Origin of the sequence: Halococcus sediminicola (genome assembly GCF_000755245.1) — an archaeon.
Lineage (GTDB): Archaea > Halobacteriota > Halobacteria > Halobacteriales > Halococcaceae > Halococcus > Halococcus sediminicola.
Genome location: NZ_BBMP01000022.1, coordinates 794440 through 820425, shown reverse-complemented (window position 1 = coordinate 820425; position 25986 = coordinate 794440). Strand labels below are relative to the sequence as shown.

Below are 25986 nucleotides of genomic sequence, written 5' to 3'. Positions count from 1 at the left end.
AGACGAGCGCTCAGAACTCGACGTTCGATGTCGAGGTGAGATCCGTTTCGTCGTCCTTTGGCCCGGTGGCGACAAACTCGTAGCGCTCGTCAGCGAGTTTCACGGAGCCGTTCTCGACCGCGATGGAGACCGCATCGAGGCGCGCACCCTCGCACGGCCCGAAGGTGCAGTAGCCGGTGTCGGCTGCGAACATCGCGCCATGGTTCGTACAGACGATTTCACCATCCCGGTATTCGGCTCCCGATCCCTTGTCGAGACCGATGTGCGTGAAATGCATACAGTGGTTCAGCCACGCCTCGATGCCGTCGTCGGTGTCGATGAGGACGGCCTCGTGGGTCGTTCCATCATTGCGCTCGCGGATCGTGAACAGCGCCGTCGTGTCAGAAGGAACGTCGTCGGCCGGCATGATCGTGCCGTCAGCGGATACCATCACCCGAGGTTGGCGACCGACCGGGGTAGGCCCGTCGTTTGCGGACGAAAGCAGGCGGGCTACTCGCTCGGCTCGGCGACCTTCACGACCTGCTTGCCGATGTTGTCACCATCGAACAGACCGAGGAAGGCGTCGGGTGCGTTCTCGAAGCCCTCGACCACGGTCTCGCGGTGGGCGAGGTCGCCCTCTTCCACCCACTCATGGAGGCGTGCGTTGGCCTGCTCGAAACGCGCCACGTAATCACCGACGAGCAGTCCCTCGACGCGGGCGCGCGAGGCGATGAGCAGCGGGAGTTTTCGGGGCCCGGTCGAGACGTCCTCGTCGTTGTAGGTGGCGATCTGGCCACAGACCGCGACCCGTGCGTCGACGTTGAGCCGGGTGAAGACAGCATCCGAGATGGGACCGCCCACGTTATCGAAGTAGCCATCGACACCCTCGGGGGCCGCCTCGTCGAGCGCTTTTCGATAGTCGTCGGTCTCCTTGTAGTTGATGCCGGCGTCGAAGCCCAACTCGTCTTCGAGATATGCGATCTTCTCGTCGCTTCCCGCGAAGCCGACGACGCGCGCACCGGCGAAGGACGCCAGTTGGCCCACCGTCGAGCCGACCGCGCCCGCCGCGCCCGAGACGACGACCGTGTCGCCCGGCGTCGGTTCGAGCACCTCGCGCGTGCCGAAGTAGGCGGTGCGGCCGGGCATCCCCAACACGCCGAGATACGATTCGAGCGGAGCGTTCTCGCTCGGTTCGATGGCTGTGAGATCGTCGCCGTCGAGAGCGGCGTACTCGCTCCAGTAGCCGTTTCCGAAGACGAACTCGCCCGCTTGCCAGTTTTCGTGTTCGGAGTCGACGACTTCGCCGACGACGTGGCCCGCCATCGGCTCGCCCACGTCCCACGGGTCGGCGTAGGACTCGCGGTCACGCATCCGTCCGCGCATGTACGGGTCCACGGAGAGGGAGAGCGTGCGGACGAGCACCTCCCCATGCTTCGGCTCCGGTCGCTCGACTTCTTCGAGTTCGAAGGTGTCGCGGTCGGGTTTGCCCTCGGGGCGTTTCGCCAGCACGAACTGTCGGTTGCTCTCGCTCACGAACCCGCTATGGCCCCGCTACCGAAGGAACCTTTGGGTTCGGCGGCGCTCGCGGAAACTATCATATATGATGAAAAATGACTAAGAGGTTCTCGACTGTATTCGATTCGGGGCAACACAATGTCAATGAGAGCAGTCGTCTATCAGGGCGAACACGAAGTGGCGGTCGAGGACGTCGACGAACCCGAAATCGAACACCCGAACGACGTGGTGATCGACATCACGACGTCGTGCATCTGTGGGTCGGACCTCCACATGTACGAGGGGCGGACGGCCGCCGAGGAGGGTATCGTCTTCGGCCACGAGAACATGGGCATCGTCGAGGAGGTCGGCGAGGGCGTCAGCACGCTCGAAGAGGGCGACCGCATCGTCCTTCCGTTCAACGTCGCCTGTGGGTTCTGTGAGAACTGCGAGAACAACAAGACAGGGTTCTGTACCAACGTCAATCCCGGCTTCGCCGGCGGGGCCTACGGCTATGTCGCGATGGGACCCTACAAAGGCGGGCAGGCCGAGAAGCTCCGTGTACCGTACGCGGACTTCAACGCGCTCAAACTCCCCGAGGGCGGCAGCAACGAGGACTCGTTCGCGCTGCTGGCCGACATCTTCCCGACCGGGTGGCACGGCACGCGGCTGGCCGACCTCCAGCCCGGCGAGTCGGTCGCCATCTACGGCGCGGGACCAGTGGGGCTGATGGCTGCCTACAGCGCGAAGATCCAGGGCGCATCCGAGATCTACTCCGTCGATCGTGTGCCGAGTCGACTCGATCTCGCGCGCGAGTACTGCGACGCCACGCCCATCAACTTCGAGGAGGGCAATCCTGTCGAGCAGATCAAGGACATTCATGGGGGCGGCGTCGACAAGGGCGTGGATGCGGTCGGCTACCAGGCGATCGACCCGGACAAGGAGGCCGACGACGCCTACGATCCGGCCCGCGAGAACCCCGCGAACGTGCTCAACAACCTCATTCGCACTGTTCGCCCGACCGGCCAGCTCGGCATCGTCGGACTCTACGTCCCGGACGACCCCGGCGCACCCGACGAGATGTCCGCCGAAGGGCGACTGGGCATCGACTTCGGCCTGCTGTTCGAGAAGGGCCAGAAATTGGGTACTGGCCAGTGTGACGTCAAATCGTACAACCGCCAGCTGCGCGACCTCATCATCGAGGGCCGCGCCGACCCGAGCTTCCTAGTGTCCCACCGTGTGGGTCTCGACGAGGCTCCCGAGATGTACGAGCGCTTCGACAACCGCGAGGAAGGCGTCACGAAGGTCCTGCTCGAACCCTAGCGGCTCGCCAACCGACCCACCGATTTTTTGGCCTTCACGAGACGGTGACGTCCAGCAACCGCTCGCGGTATCCGTGGTCGCACAAACGTTATGCGTCGCGGTTGGCTACTCGTGGTAACGACAGCCATGTGCATCTACTGTAGCTACAACATGGACGGCTGGGGGAAGCTCCTCGAATACGACGACACCTACCAGGAGGTCGTCCGGAAAGAGGAGGCCGCGGAATCGAACTACGGCTTTCACGAGTCGTGGGACGACCTCCGCGAGCAGGTGTCGCCGTAGCTCAGGCCGTCGGGAACGGGTCGTCGAACGTGGTGTTCGATTCGTCGTCGGTGAGCAGACAGTTGTCGAGACAGGTAGTGATGTTTTCTTCGTCCATGTCGGTGCCGATGAACACGAGTCGGGTTCGGCGGTCGTCCTCCTCGCCCCACCGTCCGATGGGTCCGGCCTGCACCGACGGCCCGGCCCGATTCAGCCCCATCACGTCCTCGCGCCCGGCGAGTCGGAAGACGCCTTTCGCCCGGATCACCGACACGGTCCACGAGTCGAGCCATTCATCGAGCCGTTCGGGATGGAAGGGGTGTTCCGAAGTATAGACGAACGACGAGACGCCGTGTGCGGCGGCCGCCGGTCGGTCGTGATCGTGGCCCTCGTCCGCGAGCGCCCGTTTCCAGCCGGCCGAACGCGTCACCGCGTCGAAATCGAACTTCTCCGTATCGAGCACGAGTTCGGGATCGATGTCGGCGCGCGTCGTGCGGACGATCTCGGCTCGGGATTGGAGCGTGCGGAGCGCCGCCTCGATCTCGTCGAGTCGCTCGTCGGGGACCATGTCGCATTTGTTGCAGAGGAGAACGTCGCAGAACTCGATGCCCTTCACCAGAACGTCCGCGAGCGGGCGATCGGTGTCGGATTCGGCCCCCGCAGGGAGCGACGCACCGGCATCGAATTCCTTCCAGAATCCATACGAATCGAGCACCGTCACCATCGTGTCGAGACGGTAGTGGTCGGTCGGGTCGACGTCGCTTTCGCTAGAGCCTTCGAGGAACGTCCGCGCGACCGGCACCGGTTCGCTGATGCCCGACGATTCGACCACCAGGGCGTCGAACGTGCGCGTCTCGGCGAGTCGCGCGGCCTCGGTGAGGAGGTCATCCTGGAGACGACAGCAGATACAGCCGTTCGAGAGGTCGACGATGTTCGGGTCGTCGCCAGAAGACCGGGCGAGGAGGTCAGCGTCGACGTTGACCTTGCCCATATCGTTGACGATGACCGCGATTTCGCGGTCGCCAGGATCGGCGAGCAGGCGATTGAGCAGCGTCGTCTTGCCCGCACCGAGCGCGCCGCTCACGACGGTCACTGGTGTGGGGTCGCCGGTCGAGATGGTCGTCATCGTCGTCACAACGGTGGGAAGGTACAACAGTCTTGCAGCCATCGCCGGTTATGGTCCCGACTTCGGAACATCGTCGTCCCGTCGACCGAACAGAGCCAGGGGTGGGATTTGAACCCACGAATTCTCGATTACAAATCGAGTGCTTGCACCACCCAAGCTCCCCTGGCGCAGGTTCGCTTACCCGTGCTCGGGTTTGTCGGTGTCGCTTTCGAGTCGCTTTTCGAGGTCGATGCGGTGTGGCTCGTAGCCCTGTCGAGCATAAAAGCGCCGCGCCGCCCGGTTCTCGAAGAGCGCCGACAGCGAGACGACGTCGAAGCCCGCTGCGGCGAGTTCCGCCTCGGCGGCCGCGAGCAGGTCCGCGCCGATGCCGGCGTTGCGGTGTTCGGGCCGAACGACGATGTTGCGAACCACACCCCGGGAGACGTCCTGTTCGAAGCGCTCGGATTCGGGTCCGAACATGACGAACCCCACTATCTCACTGTTCTCGCGGGCGACCAGCAGCCCGCCGGCGATGATGTCGCGGACGATCGCCTCGCGGATGGTCGCCCGGTTGGCGTCGGCACGGAGATGCGAGCCGAACGCACGCTGTTCGTGCGCCAGTTCCACCCAGAGGTCCGCGACCGCACCCGCGACCGCGGTGTCGGGTGCTTCGATGGTCACTCGCCGAGGGCTTCGACCGCCGGAAGCGAGTCGCCGGCGAGCAGCGCGAGCGACGCGCCACCGCCCGTGCTGACGTGGTCGAACCCCTCGATTTCCAACTGACGTATCGCCGCCGCCGTGTCGCCGCCACCGACGATGCTGTATGCGGCCTCGCTGGCCGTCGAGTAGAGGTCGTGTGTCCCGCGGGCGAAGATCTCCTCTTCGAAGACACCCGCTGGCCCGTTCAGGATGACCGTGCCGGCGGAGTCGATGACGTCGGCGTAGCTCTCGATGGTCTCGCTCCCGACGTCCATCGCCGGCGATTCGGTCTCCTGGGGCAGGTCACTCACCGGGATCTCGTGGCGCTCGCCGTCGCGTTCGATGGCGACGTCCTTCGGAACGCGGAGTTCGTCGGCTGTATCGAGCAGTTCGCCAGCGCGGTCGATCTCGTCCCAGTAGCCCTGGTCGTAGACGAACTCGGCGCTCGCAGTGCCCAGTTCCGCGCCGCTCGCGAGCAGACAGACGTTCCCAACCAGTCCCGCCGTCAACACCACGTCGGCGAGGTCGCGTTCGATGACGCTGCGCGCGACGCCGATCGAGTCACCGACCTTCGCACCCCCTAGCAGGTAGACGCGGGGCCGGGGCGTGTCTTCGATAGCTCCCAAGACGTCGAGTTCGCGCTCCATCACCCGGCCGGCGTAGCCCGGCAGTCGCTGTGGAAAGCCGACGAGCGAGGGCTGTGAGCGATGGGCGGCGGCGAAGGCGTCGTTGACGTAGACGTCGAGTGCGGGTTCGAGACCACGGACGAGATGGGTGTCGGCCGCGCGCTCGGGGTCGAACTCCATGTACTCCTCGGCGTAGAAGCGGGTGTTTTCGAGCAGCACGGCCTCGCCAGCCGCGAGTTCCGCGACACGCTCTCTGGCAGCCGTCGAGAAGGTGGCGTCGCAGTAGTCGACGGGAGCGGAGAGGAGTTCGTCGAGGCGGTCGGCGTGGGCCGAAAGCGTCGAGAAGTCGTCGTCGCCGGGACGGCCCTGATGGGCGAGTAGCGCCACGCGCCCGCCGCGTTCGAGCAGTTCCGAGAGCGTCTCGACGTGGGCGCGCAGGCGGGCGTCGTCGGCCAATCCCGATTCCGAAAGGGGGCTGTTTATGTCGATGCGCACCCCGACGGCGACGCCCTCGCAGTCGAGGTCGTCGAGGGTTCGTATCATTGCCCGCACTCCTCCGGCCGCCGGCAAATCCCTTTCCCTCCGCGGGTCCCGATTCGGCCGACGAGGGGAGCAACACTTATTATCGTCTCCCCCACCGATTCATGTGGACTCATATCATGGGTATTGCTGAAACCTACTCTCGTGGCCGGAGTCTCGTCGCCGAACAACCCCTCACGCTTCTCGTCGTGGTGGTCTGCGCCCTGCTGGCGGTCGATCTGGTCTCGAAGATAGTAGAGGGATCGCTGTCGGTGCTCAGTCTGGCCATCTTCCTCAAGGACGGCCTCATCCTCGGCCTCGTAATCGGGCTCGCGGGGGTAGGTCTCTCGATGACCTACGCCATTCTCGGCTTCGCGAACTTCGCACACGGCGATTACATCTCCAGTGGGGCGTTCGCCGGCTGGGCGACCACCTACGTCATCGCGGGCTTCGGGACGCTCTCGGTGGGCGACCTCCTCCTGCTCGGCGTCAGCGGAAACGCGGATGCCGGCACGGTCGGCGTGAGCGTCGTCTCGACGCCGCTGGCGGTCGTCGTAGGTCTCGTCGTCGCGGTAGTCTTCACGATCCTTCTCACCTTGCTCGTCGACCGCATCGTCTATCGGCCGATGCGCGACCAGGATGGCATCTCGTTGCTCATCGCCAGCGTCGGCGTCGCGCTCGCGCTCCGCTACCTCATCGCGTTCGTCTTCGGCACGAGCAGGCCGGGAATCACCGGCGGGTCGCTTCCAAGCGTCACCGTTCCGGGCGTCGGCATCCAGATCAACGCCCACGAGGCGACGCTCGCGGTCTGTGCGATCGGACTCCTGATCGGGGTCCACGTCGTCCTCCAGTACACGAAACTCGGGACGGCGATGCGCGCGATGGCCGACAACCGCGACCTCGCGCGCGTCACCGGCATCCCCACAGAACGCGTCGTCCGCGCCACGTGGGTCATCGGCGGCGGCCTCACCGGCGCGGCGGGCTATCTCATCACGCTCGAAACGGGGACTATCGCCTTCGACTTCGGCTGGGTGCTCCTCCTCCTCATCTTCGCGGCGGTCATCCTCGGTGGGATCGGTTCGGTCTACGGCGCGATGTTCGGCGGGTTGCTCATCGGGCTCGCGAGCACTGTCTCATTGGTCTGGATCCCCTCCGATTTCACCACCGTCGCGGCCTTCCTCGTGATGATCTTCATGCTCTTGGTCAAGCCGTCGGGGCTGTTCGGCGGGGTGACGACCGCATGAACGCCCGTCACGTGTCCCGTGGCCGGCCGTGGAAACTAGGGGGGTTGCTGGCCGATGAGTAGCGCCACCGAGCGGTTCGCGGCCCGCCTGCCCGACAACGACGCCGTCCTGATCCTCGGCGTGCTGTTCGGGCTGTACGTCGGCTTCACGGTGTTGGGCATGGCGCTCGGACTCGATATCGCGGGGCTTGCGAGTACTCTCCAGCGCGTCACCTTCTTCGCGGCCGTCTACGCGCTGCTCGCGCTCGCTCTGAATCTCCAGTGGGGCTACGCGGGTCTGCTCAACATCGGCGTCGCGGGGTTCATGGCCGTCGGTGTCTACACGATGGCGATGCTCACCGCGCCCGTCAGCCCCGCCGCCGGCGGTGTGCCCGGACTCGGTCTCCCGCTCTGGGCGGGCGTCATCGGCGGGATGGTCGCCTCGGCACTGGTCGGCGCGCTCGCGGCGCTGCCCGCACTCCGGCTCAAGGCCGATTATCTGGCCATCGTCACGCTCGGCCTCTCCGAGATCATCCGACTGACGTACAACTCCACCACCTTCCAGACCTTCTCGATCGGCGGTCTGGAGATGGGCACCGGTGCCTCGCAGGGCATCCAGACGCCGACCAACCCCGTGATGGCGCTGTATTACACTACTCCATCGAGTCCCGCCGCCGGCAAGACAGCCCTCGGCGAGGGCGTCTTCGGCTTTTTCGGCACTCTGGGACTCGGCGAGCCGGTCGTCGTCGACTGGACCTACACGATCGTGCTCGTGGTCTTCGTCGGCCTCTTCTACCTCCTGCTCACGCGCGTCGGTAACTCGCCGTTCGGCAGAGTCCTCAAGGCCATTCGCGAAGACGAACTCGTGGCGAGTTCGCTGGGGAAGAACACGAATCGTTTCAAAATTAAGACGTTCATGCTCGGCTGTGCACTGATGGGCTTAGGAGGGATCCTCTGGCAGGGCAGTCAGGCGCTGGTCAATCCTGCCCTGTTCTTGCCGATCATCACCTTCTACATCTTCATCGCGCTCATCATCGGCGGCTCGGGGTCGAACACCGGCAGCGTCATCGGTGGCGCGCTCTTTGCGGGACTGCTCTTCGAGGGACCGACGTTCGTCCGGCGACTCGTCCAACAGACCGTAGACCTCGGCAGCGCGCCGAACACCATCACAGATGCTCTCGCCGCGCTCGGATCGCTCGATTTCGGCCCGCTGCTCGCCTACACGCTCGCCGACATCGCCAGCCTCCGGTTCGTGCTCGTCGGGGTGGTGTTGGTCTATCTCGTCCAGAACCGGCCCGAGGGGCTGCTCGGCCACCGCACGGAGACCGCCGCGGCCGTCTCGCTCGCACGCGATGGCCGGGCCGGCGATCGGGAGGCGACGGATGAGTGAGAGCACCGACGCGCCCGACACGCGCGCGGCTATCGGGGGTGAGAGCCCTGAGAACATCCCCGAGGTCGACCCGGACGACGAATCCGACGTCGAGCGCGCCGCTCGCGAGACGCCGGCCGGCCGGCCGCTGCGCGTCAACGACCTCCGGATGGAGTTCGGCGGGCTGACGGCGGTCGATGGGGCCAGTTTCGCCATCGAGGAAGGCTCGCTGACGGGATTGATCGGCCCGAACGGCGCGGGCAAATCGACCACGTTCAACTGCATCACCGGTGTGCATCGCCCCACGGGTGGCTCGGTGCATCTCTACAACGAGGAGATTACGGGTCTGCGCCCGCACGAGATAGCGGGTCGCGGACTCGTTCGCACGTTCCAGATCGCCCGCGAGCTACAGGACATGACGGTGATCGAGAACATGATGCTCGCGCCCAAAGGCCAGCAGGGCGAGTCACTCTGGCGGTCGGTGCTGCCGGGCGCGCGCCGCTCGGTCGAGACACAGGAGCGCGAACTGTGCGAGCGGGCGTGGGAGACGCTCGAATTCTTCGAGATCGACCACCTCGCCGAGGAGCGCGCGGGCAACCTCTCGGGTGGCCAGCGCAAACTCCTGGAGATGGCGCGAGCGCTCTTGACCGACCCCGAAGTCGTCTTGCTGGACGAGCCGCTCGCCGGGGTGAATCCCACGCTCGAACGCAAACTCCTCGAACGGGTGCACCAACTCCGCGAGCAGGGCTACACCTTCCTGTTGGTCGAACACGATATGGACGTCATCATGGAAAACTGCGAGCGCGTCATCGTCATGCATCAGGGTCGAGTCCTCGCCGACGACACGCCCGCTGCGATCCGCGAAAACGAGCAGGTCATCGACGCCTACCTCGGGGCGAACGTATGAGTGACGACCGCGCGGTCACCGACGACGCTAGCCCCGAGGAGACGACCGCCGAGGGGTTGCTCTCGGTCGCGGACCTCGATGCGGGCTACGGCGACCTGCAGATCCTCTCCGCAGTGGATCTCGCGGTCGGAGCCGGGGAGTACGTCACCATCGTCGGGCCGAACGGCGCGGGCAAATCGACGGTGATGAAGGCCGTCTTCGGGCTGGCGACCTACATGGATGGGGCTATCGCCTTCGACGGCGAGGACATCAGTGGACTCGCCCCGGAGGAGGTCATCCACCGGGGTGTGAGCTACGTGCCCCAAAACGAGAACGTCTTCGCCGGCCTCTCGGTGCGCGAGAACCTGGAGATGGGGGCGTACATCCTCGATTCGGTGCCCGAGGACCGTCTCGAAAGCGTCTTCGAGCGCTTTCCCATCCTCGACGAGCGCCAGTCACAGCGCGCGGGCACGCTGTCGGGCGGACAGCGCCAGATGCTGGCGATGGGTCGGGCGCTGATGCTCGACCCCGAACTGCTGTTGCTCGACGAACCCTCGGCGGGTCTCGCGCCGGATCTCGTCGACGAGATGTTCGACCGCATCGACGCCATCAACGACGCCGGCACGGCCATCCTGATGGTCGAACAGAACGCGATGGAGGCGCTCGAACGCTGTGACCGTGGTTACGTGCTCGTCCAGGGCCAGAACCGCTTCACTGACACTGGCGAGGCGTTGCTCGGCGACGAAGAGGTCCGCCGAGAGTTCCTCGGCGGCTGAAAAAGACTGGGTGATTACGCGCTCGTCGTGCCCGCACTACTGTTGTTTCCGCCGCCACCGCCACCGCTGCCGCCGTCGGCCTCGAACTCAACGGTGTCTTGCTGTTCGATGTCGCCGCTTTCGGTATAGCTGAAGATCTCGTAGCCGACCGACTTCATGTCGCCGTTCTCGTCGAAGTTGACGCTGCTTGACGCGCCTTGGTAGTTGATGTCGTCGCCGTTGGCGGCCATTTTGATGCCCTCGGCGAGGTTTTTGGGCGTGACCGTCGTCCCGCCGGGGTTGGCGACTTTGTCCATGTTCTCTTGGACCGCCGAGCCCTTGTTCTCGCCGGCGGCGGCGTTGGCGAGGATCTGGACCGCGGTCGCGTCGTAGGCCTGTGAGGTGAACACACCGGGTTCGCCGCCGTATTCGTCCGTGAACGATTTCGTGAAGAACTGTTGGGCCGGCCCGGCGGCGATGGGTGCCGTCCCGACGACGTTCGTCATCGATTGGCCGACATTGCCCGGCAGCGCCGGATCGCGCAGTCCGTCAGTCACCATGATCGTGGTGTCGCGGCTGTAGTTCGAGTAGAAGTCCCGGAACAGCTGGTTGCCGCTCTCGGGGTAGCCGATGACCAGCAGGCCATCGGGACTCGACGACATCGCCTCCTGAAGCTTCGAGGTGTAGGATGACTGGGCCTTCTCGAAGGAGACCTGTGCGGGCACCTCCCCACCAAAGGCCTGGACGAAACTGTCGGCGAGCGCCTGCCCATAGGAGTTGTTGACGTACATCACCGACACCGCCGAGGCGTCGACGCGCTGGCTGGCGACCTGTGCGAGCACCTTCCCCTGGAGGGCGTCGCTCGGCGGCGTCCGATAGACGTAGCCGTTGTCCTGGAGGTTCGTGATGTCCGGCGAGGTGCTCGCCGGCGAGGTCAGCACGACCTGATTCGGGATGGTGACGTTCTTGGCCACTTGGATCGTCGTCTCCGAGGACGCCGCACCGGTGATGGCGGGAAAGCCCGCGTCGACGAGCGCTTGGGCGGCGCTGATGCCGGCCTGTGAGTCCGTCTGGGTGTCCTCGGTCTGTGTCTCGATCGTGAACGGGATATCGGCGTTCTGTAGCTGCTTGGCCGGCAACAGCGCGGCCTGCTGGATCGGCTTGCCGACCGATGCGAGGTCGCCGGTCGTCGGTTGGAGCACGCCGACTTTGATGGCGCGGTCGCCACCGCCACCTCCACCACCGCTGCCCCCACTACCACCGCCGTTGCCGCCACCGCCGCCGCTCCCGCCCTCGGTGCCGGTGCCACCGCCCCCACCACCGCTGCCGCCGCCACCACCGCTTTCGTTGTCGCCACCACCGCCGATACAGCCGGCGAGACCGGCGATGCCGGCCGCTCCGACGCCGACGAGGAACTCACGTCGCTTGCGATTGCGTGCCATGTCAACAGTATTGTTCGCAGATGAGGACATAAGTCTTGTCCCTAGTCACGCCCTCCACACTCGGTTTTCAGGCCTCTCGGCAGTTCGCACAGACTAACTGTCCGTTCACGTTCACGAGGTCACGCGCGAGCGTTCCACAGGTCTCGCAGATACCCTGCGTGTCGTAGGCCGTCGAATCGGCCGTGACCTTCGGAAACGCCCCGTCGTCGGTCGTGGGCGCTATCGTCGATGCGGCGACGATGTCGTACGCCGAGACGACCCCCACGGGTTCGTCCGCGACGGCGAGCAGCCAGTCGGCGTCCTCGCGGGCCATCGCCCCCGCGGCCGCCGCGAGCGAGGCGTCGGAAGCGATGCGCACCACGCCATCGCTCATCACGTCCCCGACGGTCGCCGTGTTCGGGACGGTCTCACCGACGAGCACCGAGAGGGCGTCGCGTTCGTTCAGCGATCCGACCGGGTCGCGTCCACGAAGTACGACCGCACAGTCGGCGTCCTCGTCGAGCAACAGTTCGACCGTCTCCAGCAGGTCGTCGCCCTCGCTCACGCCGAGGAACTCGCGGGTCATCACCTCACGAACAGTGACAGCACTACTCATACCCATCCGTTCCGCTCGCACGGGCTAAAAACTACCTCCAGTAGGGTTAAGACCGCTGCCCGCTTACTGCTCCCCGAAAACGACGTCACGGCCGTCGTACCGGCAGGTTTCGAGGGCGTGTTTCGCCGCCATTCCCGCCGACTGGGCGTCGCCCGCTCGTCCCACGCCGACCTTGAGTTCGACGCCGACCGCCTCGCTGACGTGGGTGATGGCGTCGTGGTAGGCGTCCCCGTCGAGCATCGGACAGACGGCAATGATGTTGTCGCCGCCGACGAAGAAGGACAGCGAGTCATGCGTCTCGCGCAGGTAGCGCATCAACTCGGCGTAGCTCTGTTCGATGTTGATGAACGTATCGAACTCGTTCAGCCTGTCGGTGTACTTCCCCGTGGCGTCGTTGACGTCGAAGTGGGCGATCTGGACGTCCTCGTCGGTCCGTTTCGACTCGGCGATCGGCTCGCCGCGCAGGATTTCGCGCCTGTCACTGGCCTGTGCGCTGCCGGCGGCCTGTAACTGTTCGCTCGCGGTCTCGATGGCCTCCGTGGGCGCTGGGGCCGTACCGACCGAGAGGCTCACCGTCACCGGATAGCGATTGCCGACCGACTCCTGAACCATCGCGTGAGTATCGGTGTCGATGCCGTTCGTGACGGCGACCATGTTGTCGAACCGCGAGAAGAAGACGTAGCCGTCGCGGTTGCCGAACAGTTGTGAGAGGTCGGCGTACAGCCGCGACTGGAGGGTCTGGAGGTCGACCTCGCGCCGTGGCTCCGGGGTGACCGTCCACGGGCCGTAGTTGTCGATCTGCACGAGCGTTATCTGCGTGTTCGTCACGGTTGGTGAGGGTTGGCGGCGGCGCGGTATCCGCGCTTTGGTTGTCTACGGCGACCGACGGCGCTCAGATGAGCTTGAAGACGCCCTTGACGAGCGCGAGTGCACCTTGATCCCACGCGACGCGGTGGTCGAGTCCTGTGCCCTCGCTTTCGGGTTCGTCGTAGTTTTCGAGATACCACTCGTAGGTCTCGACGAGCGCCTCCTTGTTCGAGTACTTGGGGTCCCAGCCGAGCGATTTCAGTTTCTCGACGGACACGTAGGAGTCCTCGTGGGCGGTCTCGTAGACCCACGGGTACAGCGGCGAGAGATTGAGTTTTTCGAGCACACGCAGCGCGGTGACCGTCAGCGGCGTGGGCGTTCCGACGGTGCGCTTGCCGGTCCCTGCATAATCGATCGGTGCCTGGAAGTCCTCCTTCATCGTGCCGAACTCCTCGGCTCCGACATTGAACGTGGTGTTCACGTCGTCTTCGTCCTCTGCGAACATGAACTCCATCGCGCGCACGAGGTCGTAGACGTGCATCAGCTGGTACTGGTTGTTGCCCCAGCCGACCATCGGGACGTTCGCGCCGGATTCGATCCAGTCGAAGAGTACCTGAAAGACGCCGAGGCGCTTCGGCCCGATGAACGTCTTCGGGCGCAGAATGGGCACACAGAGGCCCATCCGACGGAAGTCGTCACAGATTTTCTCGGCTTCGATCTTCGCCTCGCCGTAGGCTCCCACGCCGTCGAGCGGCGATTCCTCGGTGATGGGATGAGTGTCGTGCGTGCCGTAGACGGCCGTCGAGGAGACGTAGACGACGCGCTCCACATCGGAGTCCTTGGCGGCCCAGAGCACGTTGCGCGTGCCGTCGATGGTGGTCTCGCGGATGCGCTGGTCGTCCCAAAGCGGGAGCGCGGCGGCGGTGTGGACGATGGCGTCGGCCCCTGACTCCGCGATGGCCGCGCTCACCGCCTCCTCGTCGCGCACGTCGCCCTCGACGAAGTCGACGCCCTCGATCTCGTCTTCGGGTTTGAACGGCTTGAGGTCGAACGCGGTCACGTCCCAGCCGCGCTCTTTGAAGTACTCGCAGGTGTGCAGGCCCAGAAAGCCCGTGCCACCGGTGACGAGCAGCGAGCCGGGTTCGGTGAGTCGTTCGTCGTCGTGTGCGTGTGCTTGCATTGGCTCGTCGTAGAGGGGGGCGTTTCAACTATCTACCGATACGATACGACCGCCCGTGAGTGATTCTCACGCCTGAAACCGTCCGGAACGGTGCGTATCAATCGGTCAGGTTTATGCTTCGCGGCCCGCGATGACGAGTAATGGGTGAGGCGCAGACACAGCAGGCCGGGTTCGTGCGCACGGCCGCCGGTCTCGCCTACGAGATCCGTCCGTGGCAGTGGTACAAACAGGGCGTGATCCTCATCGCCATCGTCTTCTCGAAACAGCTGTTCGACCCGATGGCGTGGGGTCGAGTCTCCATCGCCGTGGCGGCGTTCTGTGCGGTCGCCGGCGCGACATACATCTTCAACGACATCAGCGACGTCGAGGAGGACCGCAAACATCCCGAAAAACGCAATCGCCCCATCGCCAGTGGGCAGGTGAGCGTGCAGGCAGCGGGCGCGTTCGCCATCGGACTGCTCGTCTCGGGCTTCGCGCTCTCGTACGCGCTCGGCCCGCTATTTGTGGCGGTCATCGCCACCTATCTCGTCCAGAACGCGGCGTACTCGCTGTATCTCAAGGACGTCGTGCTGGTCGACGTGCTGCTCATCGCCATCGGGTTCGTGCTGCGGGCGGTGGCGGGCGTGGTCGCCATCGGCGTCGCGCTCAGCCCGTGGCTCGTCGTCTGTACGTTCCTCGCGGCCCTCCTGCTGGCGCTCGGCAAGCGCCGCCACGAGTTCGCCGCAAGCGAGGTGCCCGGCGAGACACGTGCGACGCTCGCCGAGTATACCCCCGAGACGCTCGACCAGCTGTTGGGGGTCGTCATCTCGACGCTGCTGATGTCCTACTCCATCTACACGTTCACGGGCGCGAAACTAGCGATGATGCTCACGCTGCCCTTCGCCTTCTTCGGCGTCTTTCGCTATCACCACCTCGTCTACACCACGAAAGGTGGTGCGTCGCCCGGCGCGCTGCTGGTGGACCGACAGCTCCTCGTCAACTTCCTCTTTTGGGGACTCATCGCGGTCGTCGTCCTCTACGGCCGCCCGCGCGCGTGGGTGGTCGGGGTGTTCGGCTGATGCGCTACGATTTGCAGGTGCACACCGACGCTTCGCCGTGTTCTGCCACTCCCCCGAAGAAAGTCGCTGCGGCCGCGGCGAACACCGGGCTAGATGGTATCGTCGTGACCGACCACGACACGCTCGACAACGTCGCGCGCGTCCGCGAGCACGCGCCTCCCGAGTTGGACGTGGTCTCGGGCGTCGAGGTGACGACCACGCAAGGTCACCTGCTCGGTATCGACGTCGAGGAGGCCCCGCCGAAGACGGACCCCCTCACCGTGATCGACGACATCCACGACCAAGGGGGAATTGCGGTGCTCTCCCATCCGTTCGACACGATGCGGCAGTTCTACGACCGGAACTTTCCCGAACTCGCGGCGGCGGTCGACGGCATCGAGGCGACGAACTCCCGGTGTGTACGCCCGCTGTTCAACCGGCAGGCGCGTGCGTTCGCCGCCCATCACGGACTGGCCATTACAGGAGGAAGCGACGCACATTTTCCGATGGAGGTCGGGCGCGCGGCGACGGAGTTCGAAGGGTCGCTTCGAGACGCTATTCGTGAACGGACGACGACGCCGCGCGGGCGCGGGCGCTATCTCTCGGGGCACGTCGCCACAAAGGTCCAGCAGGCCCGGCGAGCACTCGGGGAGCTACGATGAGCGAGTACCGCGACGGCGAGCAGGCAGAGGCGTCCGACGGCCGGACGGGGCGCATCCGGCGGCTGGTGAGTGAGCACGGCGTCTGGGTGACGGCGGTGTTGACAGTGGTAGTGTTCGCGGCGCTGTTCGTCCTCGCCGACGCCGGGCAGGTCATCGAGGCGTTTGCGCGCTTCGAGCTGTGGGCGTTCGGCGCGGTCATCGCGCTCACGACCGTGGGCTACGGCTTTCGCTTCGCCAAGTGGGAGTTCTACCTGCGCGAACTCGATATTCGTGTTCCCCTGAAGACGAGCCTCACGGTCTTCTTCAGCGGTCTGATGATGGTCGTCACGCCCGGCAAGGCGGGCGAGGTCTGGAAGGCGTGGCTGCTGCGCGACGAGGCGGGTGTGCCAGCGAGCCGGACGACCTCCGTGGTTGGAGCCGAACGCATCACCGACCTGCTCTCGCTGTCGCTACTGGCCGCGCTCGGCGTGGTGGCCTACGGGCGCTCGCCCGCGGTTCTCGTCGGGGTCGCCGTCGTCTTCGCGCTCGGGATCGGGCTGCTCCAGTGGCGGGCGGGCTGTCTGCGCCTGCTCGCGTGGGCCGAATCAGTTCCCATAATCGGTGAGTATGCAGAGGCGCTCGAAACGCTCTACGAGAGCACCTACCGACTCTTCCGGCTCCGCCCCCTTTCGGTGGCCACACTCCTCGGGGTCGTTGCGTGGGGTCTCGAGGGCGTCGCGCTCTGGCTTACCCTCCGAGGGTTCGGTGTCGAGACCTCCCTCCTCGTGGGCGTGTTCGTCTTCGCGCTCGGGTCGGTCGTCGGCGCGGTGAGCATGCTTCCTGGAGGACTGGGCGCGGCGGAGGCGAGCATGGCCGGCGTCCTCCTGACGTTCGGTATCACCGAACCCATTGCAGTGGGCGCGACGATGGTCATCCGCGTCGGCACGCTCTGGTACGCCGCCGTGCTCGGATTCGTCGTGTTCAGCGCGCACAAGCTCCTGACGGGTTCGAGTACCGAAGCCTGATATTGGTCCGGGCTGCGGTGGTCAAGCCATGACATACTACCTGCTGTTGGCGCGCGCTCGCGCTCGTGTGTGAGCGATAGCGAATCGGTTGGGGAGGTGTGTGGCTGTCGCGGTGTGGTAGCGGGTAGTTATCGAACCGCGAGCGAACGGAGTGAGTGAGCGAGCGGGCCGAGGAACCTCCAAAGGAGGTGACGACGGCTTTTGGTCCAGATTTTGCCAGCGAAGGAGCACGTAGCGCGACTGAGTGCAGCAAAAGATGGGTCTTACCACCAGTAATCGCCGACGAGTTGCATCAACAATGCCTGCCCGAACACCGCTGCCGCCAGCAACGCCTTCCGACGCGCGGTAGCGTCGGCGGCCCGGAGCGCGGCGGCGACCGGAATCAGCAAAAACGGATAGACGAAGAGCGCGCCGCGAGCGGTCTCGCCGGTGTGATAGACGCCGCCGGCGAACAGGCCCAGAATGGAGACGACCGCAGCGCCGAACAGCACGAGCGGCTCGCGGTCGTGTGTGCTGAGGCCGCGTGCGCTTCGCCAGAGAACACGCGCGCCGGCGAACGCGAGCAGGCCCAGATACGGCGTGAAAAAGAGGACGATCTCGGCGACGTCCTCGATGCGCGTGTAGAGATAGCGCAGCGGCTCGGCGAAGAGGAGAAAGCCTTCGGGGTTTTGCTGCTGGGAGGCGATGGCGAACGAATCCAGATAGTCGAAGCCGAAGACGACCGCGAGCAGGACGTACGCACCGACCAGCCCGACGAGGACGACCACGAGCGGACGGCGTTTCGCGGGGCGGATGGCCGCGAGCGCGGCGAGCACAGGAACGATGAAGACGAAGACGAACGTCTGTGTCGAAGCGACGAACACGCAGGCGAGCGTACCGAGTGCCGCGACGAGTTGCGATTCGCGCGTGAAGCAGTAGATCGCCCCGAGCATCACGACCGTGATCACGATGTCGAGCGTCGTCAGCGCGTAGATCTGAATCGCGGGCAAAAGCACGAACAGAAACGTCGTGAACTGAGCGACATCCCGGGGATAGTACGTTTCGAGCACGCCGAAGAGAAGGACCGCCGCGAGCGCGAGCGAGAGACCCCCGACGGCGAGCGAGACGGCGAGCGAGGAGGGAAGCAGTACCTCGAAGAGATAGAAAGTGAACACCGCGCCCGGCGGGTGGGTGCGTGCGTGCAGCGGCAGACTCAGCTGACGCTGTTCGAACGTTTCGAGGAACCGGACGGGGTCGGTCACCGTGACGGCGGCCTCGTAGTACCCCCCGGGATCGGCGATGCCGATGGCCGCTCGCTCGTAGCTCCCGGGTGCCGAGAGCGGCCTGAGCAGGCCCGGTCCGACGCCGTGGGTGAGCGTCGTGAGCACGAGGAGAGCGACGCCGGCGATGACGACCGGAACGACGGAGGTGCGGTCGGTGCGGAGCAGGTAGACGGTCGCCACGACGAAGACCGCGAGCGCCATGGCAGCGAGCAGCGGGGCCTCCGGCATGGGGAGTCGCTCGATGCGGAGGGTGAACTTGCTGAGCGGCCAGAACTTCGGGATCCGAGTGTTCGTGCCGAACAACTGGCGATCGACGAGCTTGATCAGGACATTGAAAAAGACGACCGTGGTGAGCGTCACCCAGCCGATAGCGAGGACCTGCCGCAGCGAGAACAGGCCGGCGGACGGGCGCGTGGAGTCGGTACCGCCGGTCATGCACGTCCATCCAGCCGACGGCGCTTAGGTGCTTTCGTCCGCGCCGACCGATGAATCAGGCCTCGCTACCGGGACCCTCGGCGTTGGTGTCGTACTCCCAGAGACCGTTCTCGCGCATCGCCGCGCCGACCTGCCGGTGCATCGACTGGATGTCGGCGATCTCGTCGTTCTCGACGCCAGCGAAGATTTCGTCGAGGCTCACGACCCGTTCGTGATTCAGGCGAATCGGGTCGTCGCCGTGCTCGTCGACGAACGCAGACACGTCGAGCGGGAAGTCTCCCTCCTCGTCGACTTTCTTGGCGATGACTGCCTGTCCGTACTTGCGCATCCCTTCGCTTCCCTCCTCGCCGTCGGGGTCGTGGGGCCAGTCGGCCATGGTTCAGAACTGGTCGGTCGCCGCAAAAGCGTTGCTGCTCGTCGTGCGTGGTCACGGGCAAATACAGGGGAGGATTCGAACCACAGTCGTTTCGCTCACCGTGTTCGCTCCACTCCCTGATTCGAATCCAGCGGGTCGCATTTTTCGGTCACGGCACTCCTCGCTACGCCAGTCGTGTGCGTTCACCGAAAACGCGGTGGGGATGGGATTCGAACCCATGAGGCCATAGGCCACCTGTTTTCAAGACAGGCGCAATCGTCCACTCTGCCACCCCACCGCAGCCACGACTACCCCGGCAGGCGTCTAAGGGCTGTCGGTGTCCGCTCTCGACACGTCGAGGTCGCCGTCCTCTTCGACGAGTGCCAACCCGAATTCGTCGAAACACGCGGCGGTGTGGCGAGGTACGTCGCGGCCGGCCCGGCGGCGCGCGCGGACGAGTGAGAGCGCCCCGACGAGGTCCGCGTGGGTCTCGATAATCGAAATCGTCGGGCCGTAATCGACGTCGAGACCGGCGTCGTTCGCGCGGGCGGTGAGCGTCTCGACTGCCGGCGGCGTGTAGGCATCGGTGAAATCGATGGGTGATGAGAAGCCGGCGGCATAGACTCGGCCTTCCGAGGCGGGTCCGAGCACGACGTCGCTCCGGCGGAGCTTCATCGCCAGCCCGTCGATGTCACCCCGGGTGAGGAACGGCGCGGTTGGTTCGACGACCATCGCTGAACTCGCCTCCTCGCTTTCGAGCAGGTGAGTCATCGTGTTGCCGACGCGGGCGGCGGGCGTCGAGCCGACCTGCTTCTCGTAGCGCACCGCGTCGGGGTGTTCGAGGGCTGCTTCGGCGAGCGCGCGAAGGTTCGCTTCGGCGTCGTCCGACTCGTTCGGGCGGTAGTTGACGAGCAGGTCGCTCGCGCTCGTCTCGACCGCGCGGAACACGTCGGCACACATCGCGGCGTAGAGGTCGGCGGTCTCGCTCCCGGCGAGCGGCGTCGACGCCGCGAGATCGGCCAGCACGCCCTCGTGTGGCCCATTGCAGAGGACGGCGACTGTTGTCATGGCCGCACTCGGTGGGCGGTGCTCTTGAACGCCGTGGCTCGCGCGTCCGACCACGCTACTTATGCACGCCGGCGATGTCGACCGTCCCACGAAGATGCACCTCGTCACCTCCGCCCGCATGGGCAGCGACCACGGCCACCGACCACGGAGTGCCTGAATGCGGCTTTCACAGCCGTTCGCCACGCTCGTCGTCGGTCTCGCCTTCGTCGCGGGCATCGGGAGCCTCGCCGTGCTCGCGCTGAACGTCCTCGCACCGACCGCGGTCACCGTACTGGCGACAGCGGCCGTACTGGCGCTGGTGGCCCTCGTCGTCGTGGCGATGAGTGCCATCGGTGCACGGTCGCGGCGATGGCTCTCGAATCCCTACTGGTAGTCTACTCGTTGTCCCGCTCGCGGAGCTTCCGGCGCTGTATTTTCCCGGTAGTGGTCTGTGGGAGGCTATCGACGAACTCGATCTCTCTGGGATACTCGTATTTCGCCAGTCGTTCGCGCACGAGGTCTCGAATCTCCTCGCGTAGCGTGTCCGAGCCATCTCCCACGGGTTGGACGAACGCCTTGATGCGCTCGCCGCGGGTCTCGTCGGGCACGCCGACGACACCGACCTGCTCGACACCCTCGTGGTCGAGAATCGCCCGCTCGACCTCGCCCGGTCCGACGCGGTAGCCGCTCGTGATGATGACGTCGTCGTCGCGCGATTTGAACCAGAGGTAGCCCTCTTCGTCCTTGCTCCCGAGGTCCCCTGTCAAATGCCAGTCACCGACCGTGGCCGCGGCGGTCTTTTCGGGTTCGTTCCAGTATTCGCGGAACACTACGGGGTCGCCGTCGCGCTCGACGGCGATTTCACCCACCTCGCCGGTCGGGCGTTTCTCGCCGGTCGCGGGGTCGACGACGGCCACCTCGTGGCCCGGGACCGGTTTCCCCATGCTGCCCGCTCGGGCCGGAAACCACTCTTGTCTGTTGGTCACGAGCAGGTTCGCCTCCGTCTGGCCGTAGAGTTCGTTGACCACGACGCCCGCGAGTTCCGTGTCGGCCCACTCGATGATTTCGGGAGTGAGGGGTTCGCCACCCGAACAGACCGCTTCGAGCGCGAGGTCGTAGTTCGAGGGGTTGTCGACGCCCATCAGCATGCGAATCGCCGTCGGCGGGACGAACGCCCCCGTGACGTCGAACTCGGCCATCAGCGAGAACGCTTTCTCGGGGTCGAACCCTTCCATCGGATAGCCGAGTACCGGCTGGCCGTAGTGCAGCGCCGGGAAAACGAGGTCGCCGAGCGCACCGATCCACGCCCAGTCGGCGGGCGTCCAGTAGACCCCGTCGAGGTCCCCCTCGAAGTACATCGAAAACGCCGGACAGTGGCCGACCCAGACCCCATGAGAATGAAGCACGCCCTTCGGCGGGCCGGTCGAACCGCTCGTGTAGAGGATGACCGCCGGCGTGTCGGCATCGGTGGCGGCGACGGGGAATCCTTCATCCCCGAGCAGGTCGACGAACGCGAGCGCGCCGTCGGTCGATTCGTCTGCTTCCTCGACCCCACCTGGCGTCGCCTCGACGACGTGTTCGAGCGAATCACAGTCGGGGGCCACCGCCAGCGCCGTTTCGGTGACGGCGGGGTCGGTGACGACGACCCGCGCGCCGCTGTCGTCGAGACGGTAACGCAGGGAATCGGTCCCGAACAGCACGGAGAGAGGGAGCGAGATCGCGCCGAGTTTCCAGCACGCCAGATGCGTGAGCAGGTTTGCGGGACGCTGTGGCAGCACGACCGCCACTCGGTCCCCGCGTTCGATGCCGCGCTCGGCAAGCCCGTTCGCCAGCCTATCCGAGAGCGCGTCGAGGTCGCCAAACGTGTACGTCTCACGGCGACCGTCCGGGTATGCTTGATACAGCGCCGGGTCCTTGGAGTCGTGTTTTCCCACGAGATCCGTCGCGAGGTTGTAGTCGTCCGGAAAATCCCACGCGAAGCGCTCGCGAGCGGTTTCGTAGCTTTCGTCATCGAGCATGAGTGTCCATGTCATAGCTTCTGTTGGTCGAGGGTATTCAAAACCGTTCGTCTCAGAGGAAGGCGAGTCGGGGCGAGTCGATGCCGACGTCCGCATCGGCCAGCCCATTGCGGTCGGCGAGCGTGCGAACGAGGTCGGTCTGTGGTGCTCCACGGGCGGTGTTTGAGAGGGTCCACGACGTGTCGCCCGTGGCCCCCTCATTCCACGCGACGGTCAACTGCGCGCGTCGGGTTCTGGTTCCCTCGCGCAGTCGAAGCGCCGTCACCGACGACAGCGGCACGGTGAAATTTCGGTCGTCGAGCGCGACGCACTCGTCGATCGTCGCACAGTCGTCGAGCGCATCTCGGGTCGATTCGCCCATGTCCGCCCGCAGCAGCAACGAACTGAACGATTCGCCGGCGAAACAGCATCCCAAACTATGCTCGCCGACGGCCAGTTCCCAGAATTCGAGCGACGTGGGCCGCTTGCGAAACCACTCGGTGAACCGCGCCGTGATGGGGTCGGTGGGGTCCTCGGTCATCGGTCCATGAGGGCGGCGATGTCCTCGGGCACGCGCGCGTTCGACTGAGTCACGAGCGAGACGCCGACGAACGCGACGATGGCCGCCAGCAGCGCCGTGGCTCCGACGGGAAGCCCGCCGAAGAGGCCGCCGTAGAAGCCGCTGAGCGCGCCGCCGAACGCGGCCCCGGCGGTCTCGGCGATACGCGGGACGGCGCTGAAGACGATGTTGATGCCCATCCCGACGACCACTGCGGCGATGGCTCCCTCCTTGGTCGCGCCCTTCCAGTTCATGCCGAGCGCGGCGATGGGGAAGATGGCGGCGGCGAAAAAGCCCCAGCCGATGGTGCCCAAAATGCCGACCAGTTCGTCGGAGAAGAAGACCACGAGCGTGGACAGCACCGTCAGCCCCGCGAGCGCGGCCTGCGTGACCCGGAGTTCGGTGCGGTCGTCGTCGATGGTCCGCCCGAACGCGCGCGGGATGTCCCGCGAGATGGCGGCCGCGCCGATATTGAGGAACGAATCGCTGGTGGACATGATGGCCGCCAGCAGCGCGGCGAGGATCAGCCCGGCGACCACCCCCGGAGTATATTCGAGGACGAACACCGGCCCGGCGATCGAGGCGCTCGACGGGGCGGACACTTCACCGGCCTCGACCATCGACCGCAGCGAGAGTCCCGTCGAGAGCGCGAGCAGGCTCGATACCGCGTACGAGATGGCGGCGATGGGCGCGCCCCAGCGGAGGATTTTGAGGTTGCGACTCATGTAGAACTTCGTGATGAGGTGTGGCTGGCCGGCCGCCCCGATGGAGAACATGATCCACCAGCCGAGTCCGCCGAGGATGGGGGCGGCGAGCGCCGTCTCGACCCCCAGAGTACCGAACGGAGAGACGAGCGCGGGGTCGGCGCTGGCGAGGTTGCTGGAGATGTTGGCGATGCCGCCGCCGAAGGAGATGGCGAAGAAGAAGACGATGACCGCACCGACGATCATCGTGATGGCCTGCACGAAATCCGTCCAGACGCCAGCGATCATCCCGCCGAGCATGCTGTACAGCAGGAGGATGAGCGCACCGCCGAACAGCCCGAAGATCACGGGGATTCCGAAGATGGCGCGCATCACGTACTGGAGCGCGGCGAGATTGGTAGCGAGATAGGCGATGACGCCGATGACCACCGCGACCGCCGTCAGCCCACGAACCCACGCGCTCTCGTAGCGGACGTACATCCCGTCGGCGAGCGTGAGCACGTCGCGGATGTCGGCGAGAACCCGCATTCGCTTTGCGAGGACGACCCACGTGACGACGAACCCCAGCGGGGCAGTGAGGAAGATCCAGAAGGAGGTCGTCCCGTAGGCGTAGATGAGTTCCGGGCCGCCGACGAAACCGAAGCCCGACTGGATCACCGAAAAGGCCGTCAGCGCGAGCACCCACGTGCCGATCGACTTCCCGGTGATGAGGAAGTCCTTCGTCGAACTCGTGCGCATGTAGCCCCACGCACCGATGGCGAGGACGATGAGCAGATAGATCGAGCCAAAGAGGAGCACGAACGGGTCGTCGGCGACCGGGATCGCTTGCAGGGGAATCATTCAGTCGTCACCCTCCCGCTGGGTTCGCTGGGGCACGAGCGGGAGTCGTCGTCCCTCCTGTGCCGAGCGCGCCCGCTGCATGATGCCGTCGACGATGTCGTCGCCCCCGATGGCCGGGAAGCGAAGCGAGTAGAGGATGGCTCCCAGGAGGGGAACGAGCCAGATGAAGAGGAGATAGGCGAGCGTCGCCTTCGGGATCCCGAACAGGTAGGTGTACTCCGTCTGGCCGGGCGTCCAGAGCAACCAGATGGCCGTCAGGCCGACGAAGAAAGTCCCTCCCAGTAGCGCCACCAACCCGCCGTAGGGGGCGATGTCGAACTCGCTCTCCCCACGCTCGATGGACGAACTGGCGACGACGCCGACGATGAGGAGGGCGGCGATGTACGAGAGGATCCGATACGTTCCGAGTATCGTGGCCACGAGCGCCCCGAGCGCCAGCAGACCGATGGCCGACATCAGTGCGTTGCGCGTCATACCCGTCCCTCACGGGACGACGTGATAAAGGCCCACATTAACATGTGAACAAGAGACGCAGGCGGGCGGCCGTCAGTCCTCGGTCGGTTCCGCACTCGTCGGCGCGTCGGGGTCGTTTTCGGGACTCGACGGGTGGTAATAGGTGTCGTACTCGCCGACCTGCCCGTCCATCCGGTCGGGGTTGACGCACCCACCCAGAAGGAGAAAGTCGACCATCGTGAGCGCGGCCATCGCCTCGACGACGGGCACGCCGCGCGGCGGGAGCACGGGGTCGTGACGGCCGATGACCTGTGCCTCCTTCTCCTCGCCGGTCTCCCAGTCGACGGTGGTCTGTTTTTGCGGGATCGAGGTCGGTGCGTGGAGAGTGACCTCGCCGCGGATCGGCTGCCCGGTCGTGATTCCCCCTTGGAGGCCGCCGTGGTCGTTGCCGACGGGAATCGGGTCGCCTCTGTCTCGCGGGTCGCTTTGCTCCCTGCTCGACGTTTCCGAGGCCCGTTGGGCCTCGCTTTCCTCGAATTTCCAGTCCTCGTTGCGCTCGCTACCGCGATAGCGCCGGGCTTCTTTCCCCAAACCGAACTCGAAGCCGGTCGCGGCGGGCACACTCAGCATGGCCTGCCCGAGTCGCGCCGGCACCGAGTCGAACCGGGGCGCACCCAGCCCGCGGGGCGCACCCTGAATCTCGAACTCGATGGCACCGCCGATGGAGTCACCCGCTTCTTGATACTCGTCGATCCTCTCGCGCATCTTCTCGGCGGTTGCAGGATGGGCACACCGGACTTCGTTCTCTTCGACGTGTTCGCCCATTGCCTCAAAACTCACGTCTGGAGCCTCGATGTCGCCGATCTGGTTGACGTGAGCACGGATTTCGACGTCCTCGCTTCGGAGTATCTTCTTCGCTATCGCGCCGGCGGCGACCCAGTTTGCGGTCTCGCGGGCCGACGAGCGCCCGCCGCCGCCCCAGTTTCTGGTGCCGAACTTCGCCGAGTAGGTGAAGTCCCCATGCGATGGGCGGGGGGCGGTGATGAACGGCTCGTACTTGCCCGAACGCGCGTCCTTGTTCTGGATGACCATCCCGATCGGCGTCCCAGTAGTGAACCCGTCCTGCGTGCCGCTTTTGATGGCCACACTATCCGGTTCGCCGCGACTGGTCGTGATCCGTGACTGGCCGGGTTTTCGTCGGTCGAGGTCGTGCTGGATGTCCGTTTCGTCGAGTTCGAGTCCCGCGGGACAGCCCGAGACCGTGACACCCATCGCCTCGCCGTGGCTCTCGCCGAAGGTCGTGATCCGGAAGAGCCGGCCGAACTCGTTGCCGTTCATGGACGGTCGTCGGGACGCACGGATTTGAAGG

27 protein-coding genes and 2 tRNA genes are annotated in these 25986 nt (G+C 65.5%); 10 read left to right on the top strand and 19 right to left on the bottom strand.

Features of this window, described 5'->3' with window-relative positions; genetic code table 11:
• Window positions 1-10: 10 nt before the first annotated feature.
• Window positions 11-430, bottom strand: coding sequence for a Rieske (2Fe-2S) protein (locus ACP97_RS13515; RefSeq protein WP_049998313.1), 420 nt, complete (start codon window positions 428-430; stop codon window positions 11-13).
• Between the two features lie 59 nt (window positions 431-489).
• Complete coding sequence (locus tag ACP97_RS13510) at window positions 490-1512, bottom strand: NADP-dependent oxidoreductase (protein ID WP_049998312.1); 1023 nt, start codon at window positions 1510-1512, stop codon at window positions 490-492.
• Window positions 1513-1638: 126 nt separating this feature from the next.
• Here ACP97_RS13510 and ACP97_RS13505 point away from each other — a divergent pair, with 126 nt between their 5' ends.
• Together ACP97_RS13505 and ACP97_RS20485 are read left to right on the top strand one after the other, a co-directional pair.
• Window positions 1639-2796 carry a glutathione-independent formaldehyde dehydrogenase gene (locus tag ACP97_RS13505; RefSeq protein ID WP_049998311.1) on the top strand — a complete coding sequence of 386 codons (1158 nt, stop codon included), beginning with the start codon at window positions 1639-1641 and terminating at the stop codon, window positions 2794-2796.
• A 111-nt stretch (window positions 2797-2907) separates the two neighbouring features.
• Window positions 2908-3078 carry a hypothetical protein gene (locus ACP97_RS20485; protein WP_154020006.1) on the top strand — a complete coding sequence of 57 codons (171 nt, stop codon included), beginning with the start codon at window positions 2908-2910 and terminating at the stop codon, window positions 3076-3078.
• A gap of 1 nt (window position 3079) precedes the next feature.
• Here the strand turns inward: ACP97_RS20485 and ACP97_RS13500 are convergent, their stop codons facing one another.
• From ACP97_RS13500 to ACP97_RS13485, 4 genes are all read right to left on the bottom strand, one after another.
• On the bottom strand, window positions 3080-4183 hold the full coding sequence (locus tag ACP97_RS13500; RefSeq protein ID WP_049998310.1) for a CobW family GTP-binding protein: 1104 nt from the start codon (window positions 4181-4183) through the stop codon (window positions 3080-3082).
• A 93-nt stretch (window positions 4184-4276) separates the two neighbouring features.
• Window positions 4277-4350: transfer RNA gene (locus ACP97_RS13495), tRNA-Thr, on the bottom strand.
• 10 nt (window positions 4351-4360) lie between these two features.
• A complete protein-coding gene (locus tag ACP97_RS13490) occupies window positions 4361-4843 on the bottom strand; it encodes a GNAT family N-acetyltransferase (protein ID WP_049998309.1) in 483 nt (160 codons plus the stop codon).
• Entirely contained in the window at window positions 4840-6030 is a 1191-nt protein-coding gene (locus ACP97_RS13485) for a phosphoglycerate kinase (RefSeq protein WP_049998308.1), read from the bottom strand. The genes ACP97_RS13490 and ACP97_RS13485 overlap by 4 nt, the downstream gene beginning before the upstream one ends.
• Window positions 6031-6146: 116 nt before the next feature.
• Here ACP97_RS13485 and ACP97_RS13480 point away from each other — a divergent pair, with 116 nt between their 5' ends.
• From ACP97_RS13480 to ACP97_RS13465, 4 genes are read left to right on the top strand one after another with little or no spacing between them, the layout of a single operon-like run.
• Complete coding sequence (locus tag ACP97_RS13480) at window positions 6147-7250, top strand: branched-chain amino acid ABC transporter permease (protein WP_049998307.1); 1104 nt, start codon at window positions 6147-6149, stop codon at window positions 7248-7250.
• 54 nt (window positions 7251-7304) lie between these two features.
• Complete coding sequence (locus ACP97_RS13475; RefSeq protein ID WP_049998306.1) at window positions 7305-8618, top strand: branched-chain amino acid ABC transporter permease; 1314 nt, start codon at window positions 7305-7307, stop codon at window positions 8616-8618.
• Window positions 8611-9504, top strand: a complete 894-nt coding sequence (locus ACP97_RS13470; RefSeq protein WP_049998518.1) for an ABC transporter ATP-binding protein — start codon at window positions 8611-8613, stop codon at window positions 9502-9504. The genes ACP97_RS13475 and ACP97_RS13470 overlap by 8 nt, the downstream gene beginning before the upstream one ends.
• A complete protein-coding gene (locus ACP97_RS13465) occupies window positions 9501-10259 on the top strand; it encodes an ABC transporter ATP-binding protein (protein WP_049998305.1) in 759 nt (252 codons plus the stop codon). The genes ACP97_RS13470 and ACP97_RS13465 overlap by 4 nt, the downstream gene beginning before the upstream one ends.
• Window positions 10260-10273: 14 nt before the next feature.
• On the opposite strand, the gene ACP97_RS13460 is transcribed toward ACP97_RS13465, so the two are convergent.
• The 4 genes from ACP97_RS13460 to ACP97_RS13445 form a co-directional block, all read right to left on the bottom strand.
• The gene (locus tag ACP97_RS13460; RefSeq protein WP_202593612.1) at window positions 10274-11680 is read right to left on the bottom strand and encodes an ABC transporter substrate-binding protein; all 1407 of its coding nucleotides are present in this window, start codon (window positions 11678-11680) and stop codon (window positions 10274-10276) included.
• 67 nt (window positions 11681-11747) lie between these two features.
• Window positions 11748-12275, bottom strand: a complete 528-nt coding sequence (locus tag ACP97_RS13455) for a CBS domain-containing protein (protein ID WP_049998303.1) — start codon at window positions 12273-12275, stop codon at window positions 11748-11750.
• 63 nt (window positions 12276-12338) lie between these two features.
• Complete coding sequence (locus ACP97_RS13450) at window positions 12339-13103, bottom strand: GTP cyclohydrolase III (protein ID WP_049998302.1); 765 nt, start codon at window positions 13101-13103, stop codon at window positions 12339-12341.
• Window positions 13104-13167: 64 nt separating this feature from the next.
• Window positions 13168-14262: an NAD-dependent epimerase/dehydratase family protein gene (locus ACP97_RS13445; protein ID WP_049998301.1), complete on the bottom strand. Its 1095-nt coding sequence runs from the start codon at window positions 14260-14262 to the stop codon at window positions 13168-13170.
• Between the two features lie 140 nt (window positions 14263-14402).
• Here ACP97_RS13445 and ACP97_RS13440 point away from each other — a divergent pair, with 140 nt between their 5' ends.
• From ACP97_RS13440 to ACP97_RS13430, 3 genes are read left to right on the top strand one after another with little or no spacing between them, the layout of a single operon-like run.
• The gene (locus ACP97_RS13440) at window positions 14403-15320 is read left to right on the top strand and encodes a decaprenyl-phosphate phosphoribosyltransferase (RefSeq protein WP_049998300.1); all 918 of its coding nucleotides are present in this window, start codon (window positions 14403-14405) and stop codon (window positions 15318-15320) included.
• Window positions 15320-15961: a PHP domain-containing protein gene (locus ACP97_RS13435; RefSeq protein ID WP_049998299.1), complete on the top strand. Its 642-nt coding sequence runs from the start codon at window positions 15320-15322 to the stop codon at window positions 15959-15961. Before ACP97_RS13440 ends, ACP97_RS13435 begins: the two co-directional genes overlap by 1 nt.
• The gene (locus tag ACP97_RS13430; protein WP_049998298.1) at window positions 15958-16965 is read left to right on the top strand and encodes a lysylphosphatidylglycerol synthase transmembrane domain-containing protein; all 1008 of its coding nucleotides are present in this window, start codon (window positions 15958-15960) and stop codon (window positions 16963-16965) included. The genes ACP97_RS13435 and ACP97_RS13430 overlap by 4 nt, the downstream gene beginning before the upstream one ends.
• A 263-nt stretch (window positions 16966-17228) precedes the next feature.
• On the opposite strand, the gene ACP97_RS13425 is transcribed toward ACP97_RS13430, so the two are convergent.
• From ACP97_RS13425 to ACP97_RS13410, 4 genes are all read right to left on the bottom strand, one after another.
• The gene (locus ACP97_RS13425; RefSeq protein ID WP_049998297.1) at window positions 17229-18662 is read right to left on the bottom strand and encodes a hypothetical protein; all 1434 of its coding nucleotides are present in this window, start codon (window positions 18660-18662) and stop codon (window positions 17229-17231) included.
• Window positions 18663-18717: 55 nt separating this feature from the next.
• Window positions 18718-19038 carry a DUF5785 family protein gene (locus ACP97_RS13420; protein ID WP_049998296.1) on the bottom strand — a complete coding sequence of 107 codons (321 nt, stop codon included), beginning with the start codon at window positions 19036-19038 and terminating at the stop codon, window positions 18718-18720.
• A 194-nt stretch (window positions 19039-19232) separates the two neighbouring features.
• A tRNA-Ser gene (locus tag ACP97_RS13415) sits at window positions 19233-19315 on the bottom strand.
• 26 nt (window positions 19316-19341) lie between these two features.
• A complete protein-coding gene (locus ACP97_RS13410; RefSeq protein ID WP_049998295.1) occupies window positions 19342-20085 on the bottom strand; it encodes a DUF2064 domain-containing protein in 744 nt (247 codons plus the stop codon).
• A gap of 157 nt (window positions 20086-20242) precedes the next feature.
• Here ACP97_RS13410 and ACP97_RS13405 point away from each other — a divergent pair, with 157 nt between their 5' ends.
• Window positions 20243-20458 (top strand): hypothetical protein, encoded by a 216-nt coding sequence (locus tag ACP97_RS13405; protein ID WP_049998294.1) that lies wholly within the window; start codon window positions 20243-20245, stop codon window positions 20456-20458.
• A 1-nt stretch (window position 20459) separates the two neighbouring features.
• Here the strand turns inward: ACP97_RS13405 and ACP97_RS13400 are convergent, their stop codons facing one another.
• The 5 genes from ACP97_RS13400 to aroC form a co-directional block, all read right to left on the bottom strand.
• Window positions 20460-22097 (bottom strand): AMP-binding protein, encoded by a 1638-nt coding sequence (locus ACP97_RS13400; protein ID WP_049998293.1) that lies wholly within the window; start codon window positions 22095-22097, stop codon window positions 20460-20462.
• A gap of 37 nt (window positions 22098-22134) precedes the next feature.
• Complete coding sequence (locus ACP97_RS13395) at window positions 22135-22602, bottom strand: hypothetical protein (RefSeq protein WP_049998292.1); 468 nt, start codon at window positions 22600-22602, stop codon at window positions 22135-22137.
• Window positions 22599-24164 carry a sodium:solute symporter family transporter gene (locus ACP97_RS13390; protein WP_049998291.1) on the bottom strand — a complete coding sequence of 522 codons (1566 nt, stop codon included), beginning with the start codon at window positions 24162-24164 and terminating at the stop codon, window positions 22599-22601. The genes ACP97_RS13395 and ACP97_RS13390 overlap by 4 nt, the downstream gene beginning before the upstream one ends.
• Complete coding sequence (locus tag ACP97_RS13385; RefSeq protein WP_237561165.1) at window positions 24165-24638, bottom strand: hypothetical protein; 474 nt, start codon at window positions 24636-24638, stop codon at window positions 24165-24167.
• A 72-nt stretch (window positions 24639-24710) separates the two neighbouring features.
• Entirely contained in the window at window positions 24711-25955 is a 1245-nt protein-coding gene (gene aroC / locus ACP97_RS13380) for a chorismate synthase (RefSeq protein ID WP_049998290.1), read from the bottom strand.
• Window positions 25956-25986: the final 31 nt, after the last annotated feature.

Excerpts from the sequence above, each read along its gene's own strand:
- ACP97_RS13430 (WP_049998298.1), top strand. The coding sequence starts at position 15,958 with ATGAGCGAGTACCGCGACGGCGAGCAGGCAGAGGCGTCCGACGGCCGG.
- ACP97_RS13475 (WP_049998306.1), top strand. The coding sequence starts at position 7,305 with ATGAGTAGCGCCACCGAGCGGTTCGCGGCCCGCCTGCCCGACAACGAC.
- ACP97_RS13405 (WP_049998294.1), top strand. The coding sequence starts at position 20,243 with ATGCGGCTTTCACAGCCGTTCGCCACGCTCGTCGTCGGTCTCGCCTTC.
- ACP97_RS13465 (WP_049998305.1), top strand. The coding sequence starts at position 9,501 with ATGAGTGACGACCGCGCGGTCACCGACGACGCTAGCCCCGAGGAGACG.
- ACP97_RS13420 (WP_049998296.1), bottom strand. The coding sequence starts at position 19,038 with ATGGCCGACTGGCCCCACGACCCCGACGGCGAGGAGGGAAGCGAAGGG.
- ACP97_RS13400 (WP_049998293.1), bottom strand. The coding sequence starts at position 22,097 with ATGACATGGACACTCATGCTCGATGACGAAAGCTACGAAACCGCTCGC.
- ACP97_RS13480 (WP_049998307.1), top strand. The coding sequence starts at position 6,147 with ATGGGTATTGCTGAAACCTACTCTCGTGGCCGGAGTCTCGTCGCCGAA.
- aroC (WP_049998290.1), bottom strand. The coding sequence starts at position 25,955 with ATGAACGGCAACGAGTTCGGCCGGCTCTTCCGGATCACGACCTTCGGC.
- ACP97_RS13505 (WP_049998311.1), top strand. The coding sequence starts at position 1,639 with ATGAGAGCAGTCGTCTATCAGGGCGAACACGAAGTGGCGGTCGAGGAC.
- ACP97_RS13410 (WP_049998295.1), bottom strand. The coding sequence starts at position 20,085 with ATGACAACAGTCGCCGTCCTCTGCAATGGGCCACACGAGGGCGTGCTG.
- ACP97_RS13445 (WP_049998301.1), bottom strand. The coding sequence starts at position 14,262 with ATGCAAGCACACGCACACGACGACGAACGACTCACCGAACCCGGCTCG.
- ACP97_RS13460 (WP_202593612.1), bottom strand. The coding sequence starts at position 11,680 with ATGGCACGCAATCGCAAGCGACGTGAGTTCCTCGTCGGCGTCGGAGCG.
- ACP97_RS13500 (WP_049998310.1), bottom strand. The coding sequence starts at position 4,183 with ATGACGACCATCTCGACCGGCGACCCCACACCAGTGACCGTCGTGAGC.
- ACP97_RS13515 (WP_049998313.1), bottom strand. The coding sequence starts at position 430 with ATGGTATCCGCTGACGGCACGATCATGCCGGCCGACGACGTTCCTTCT.
- ACP97_RS13395 (WP_049998292.1), bottom strand. The coding sequence starts at position 22,602 with ATGACCGAGGACCCCACCGACCCCATCACGGCGCGGTTCACCGAGTGG.
- ACP97_RS13425 (WP_049998297.1), bottom strand. The coding sequence starts at position 18,662 with ATGACCGGCGGTACCGACTCCACGCGCCCGTCCGCCGGCCTGTTCTCG.
- ACP97_RS13485 (WP_049998308.1), bottom strand. The coding sequence starts at position 6,030 with ATGATACGAACCCTCGACGACCTCGACTGCGAGGGCGTCGCCGTCGGG.
- ACP97_RS13440 (WP_049998300.1), top strand. The coding sequence starts at position 14,403 with ATGGGTGAGGCGCAGACACAGCAGGCCGGGTTCGTGCGCACGGCCGCC.
- ACP97_RS13385 (WP_237561165.1), bottom strand. The coding sequence starts at position 24,638 with ATGACGCGCAACGCACTGATGTCGGCCATCGGTCTGCTGGCGCTCGGG.
- ACP97_RS13435 (WP_049998299.1), top strand. The coding sequence starts at position 15,320 with ATGCGCTACGATTTGCAGGTGCACACCGACGCTTCGCCGTGTTCTGCC.
- ACP97_RS13390 (WP_049998291.1), bottom strand. The coding sequence starts at position 24,164 with ATGATTCCCCTGCAAGCGATCCCGGTCGCCGACGACCCGTTCGTGCTC.
- ACP97_RS13470 (WP_049998518.1), top strand. The coding sequence starts at position 8,611 with ATGAGTGAGAGCACCGACGCGCCCGACACGCGCGCGGCTATCGGGGGT.
- ACP97_RS13455 (WP_049998303.1), bottom strand. The coding sequence starts at position 12,275 with ATGAGTAGTGCTGTCACTGTTCGTGAGGTGATGACCCGCGAGTTCCTC.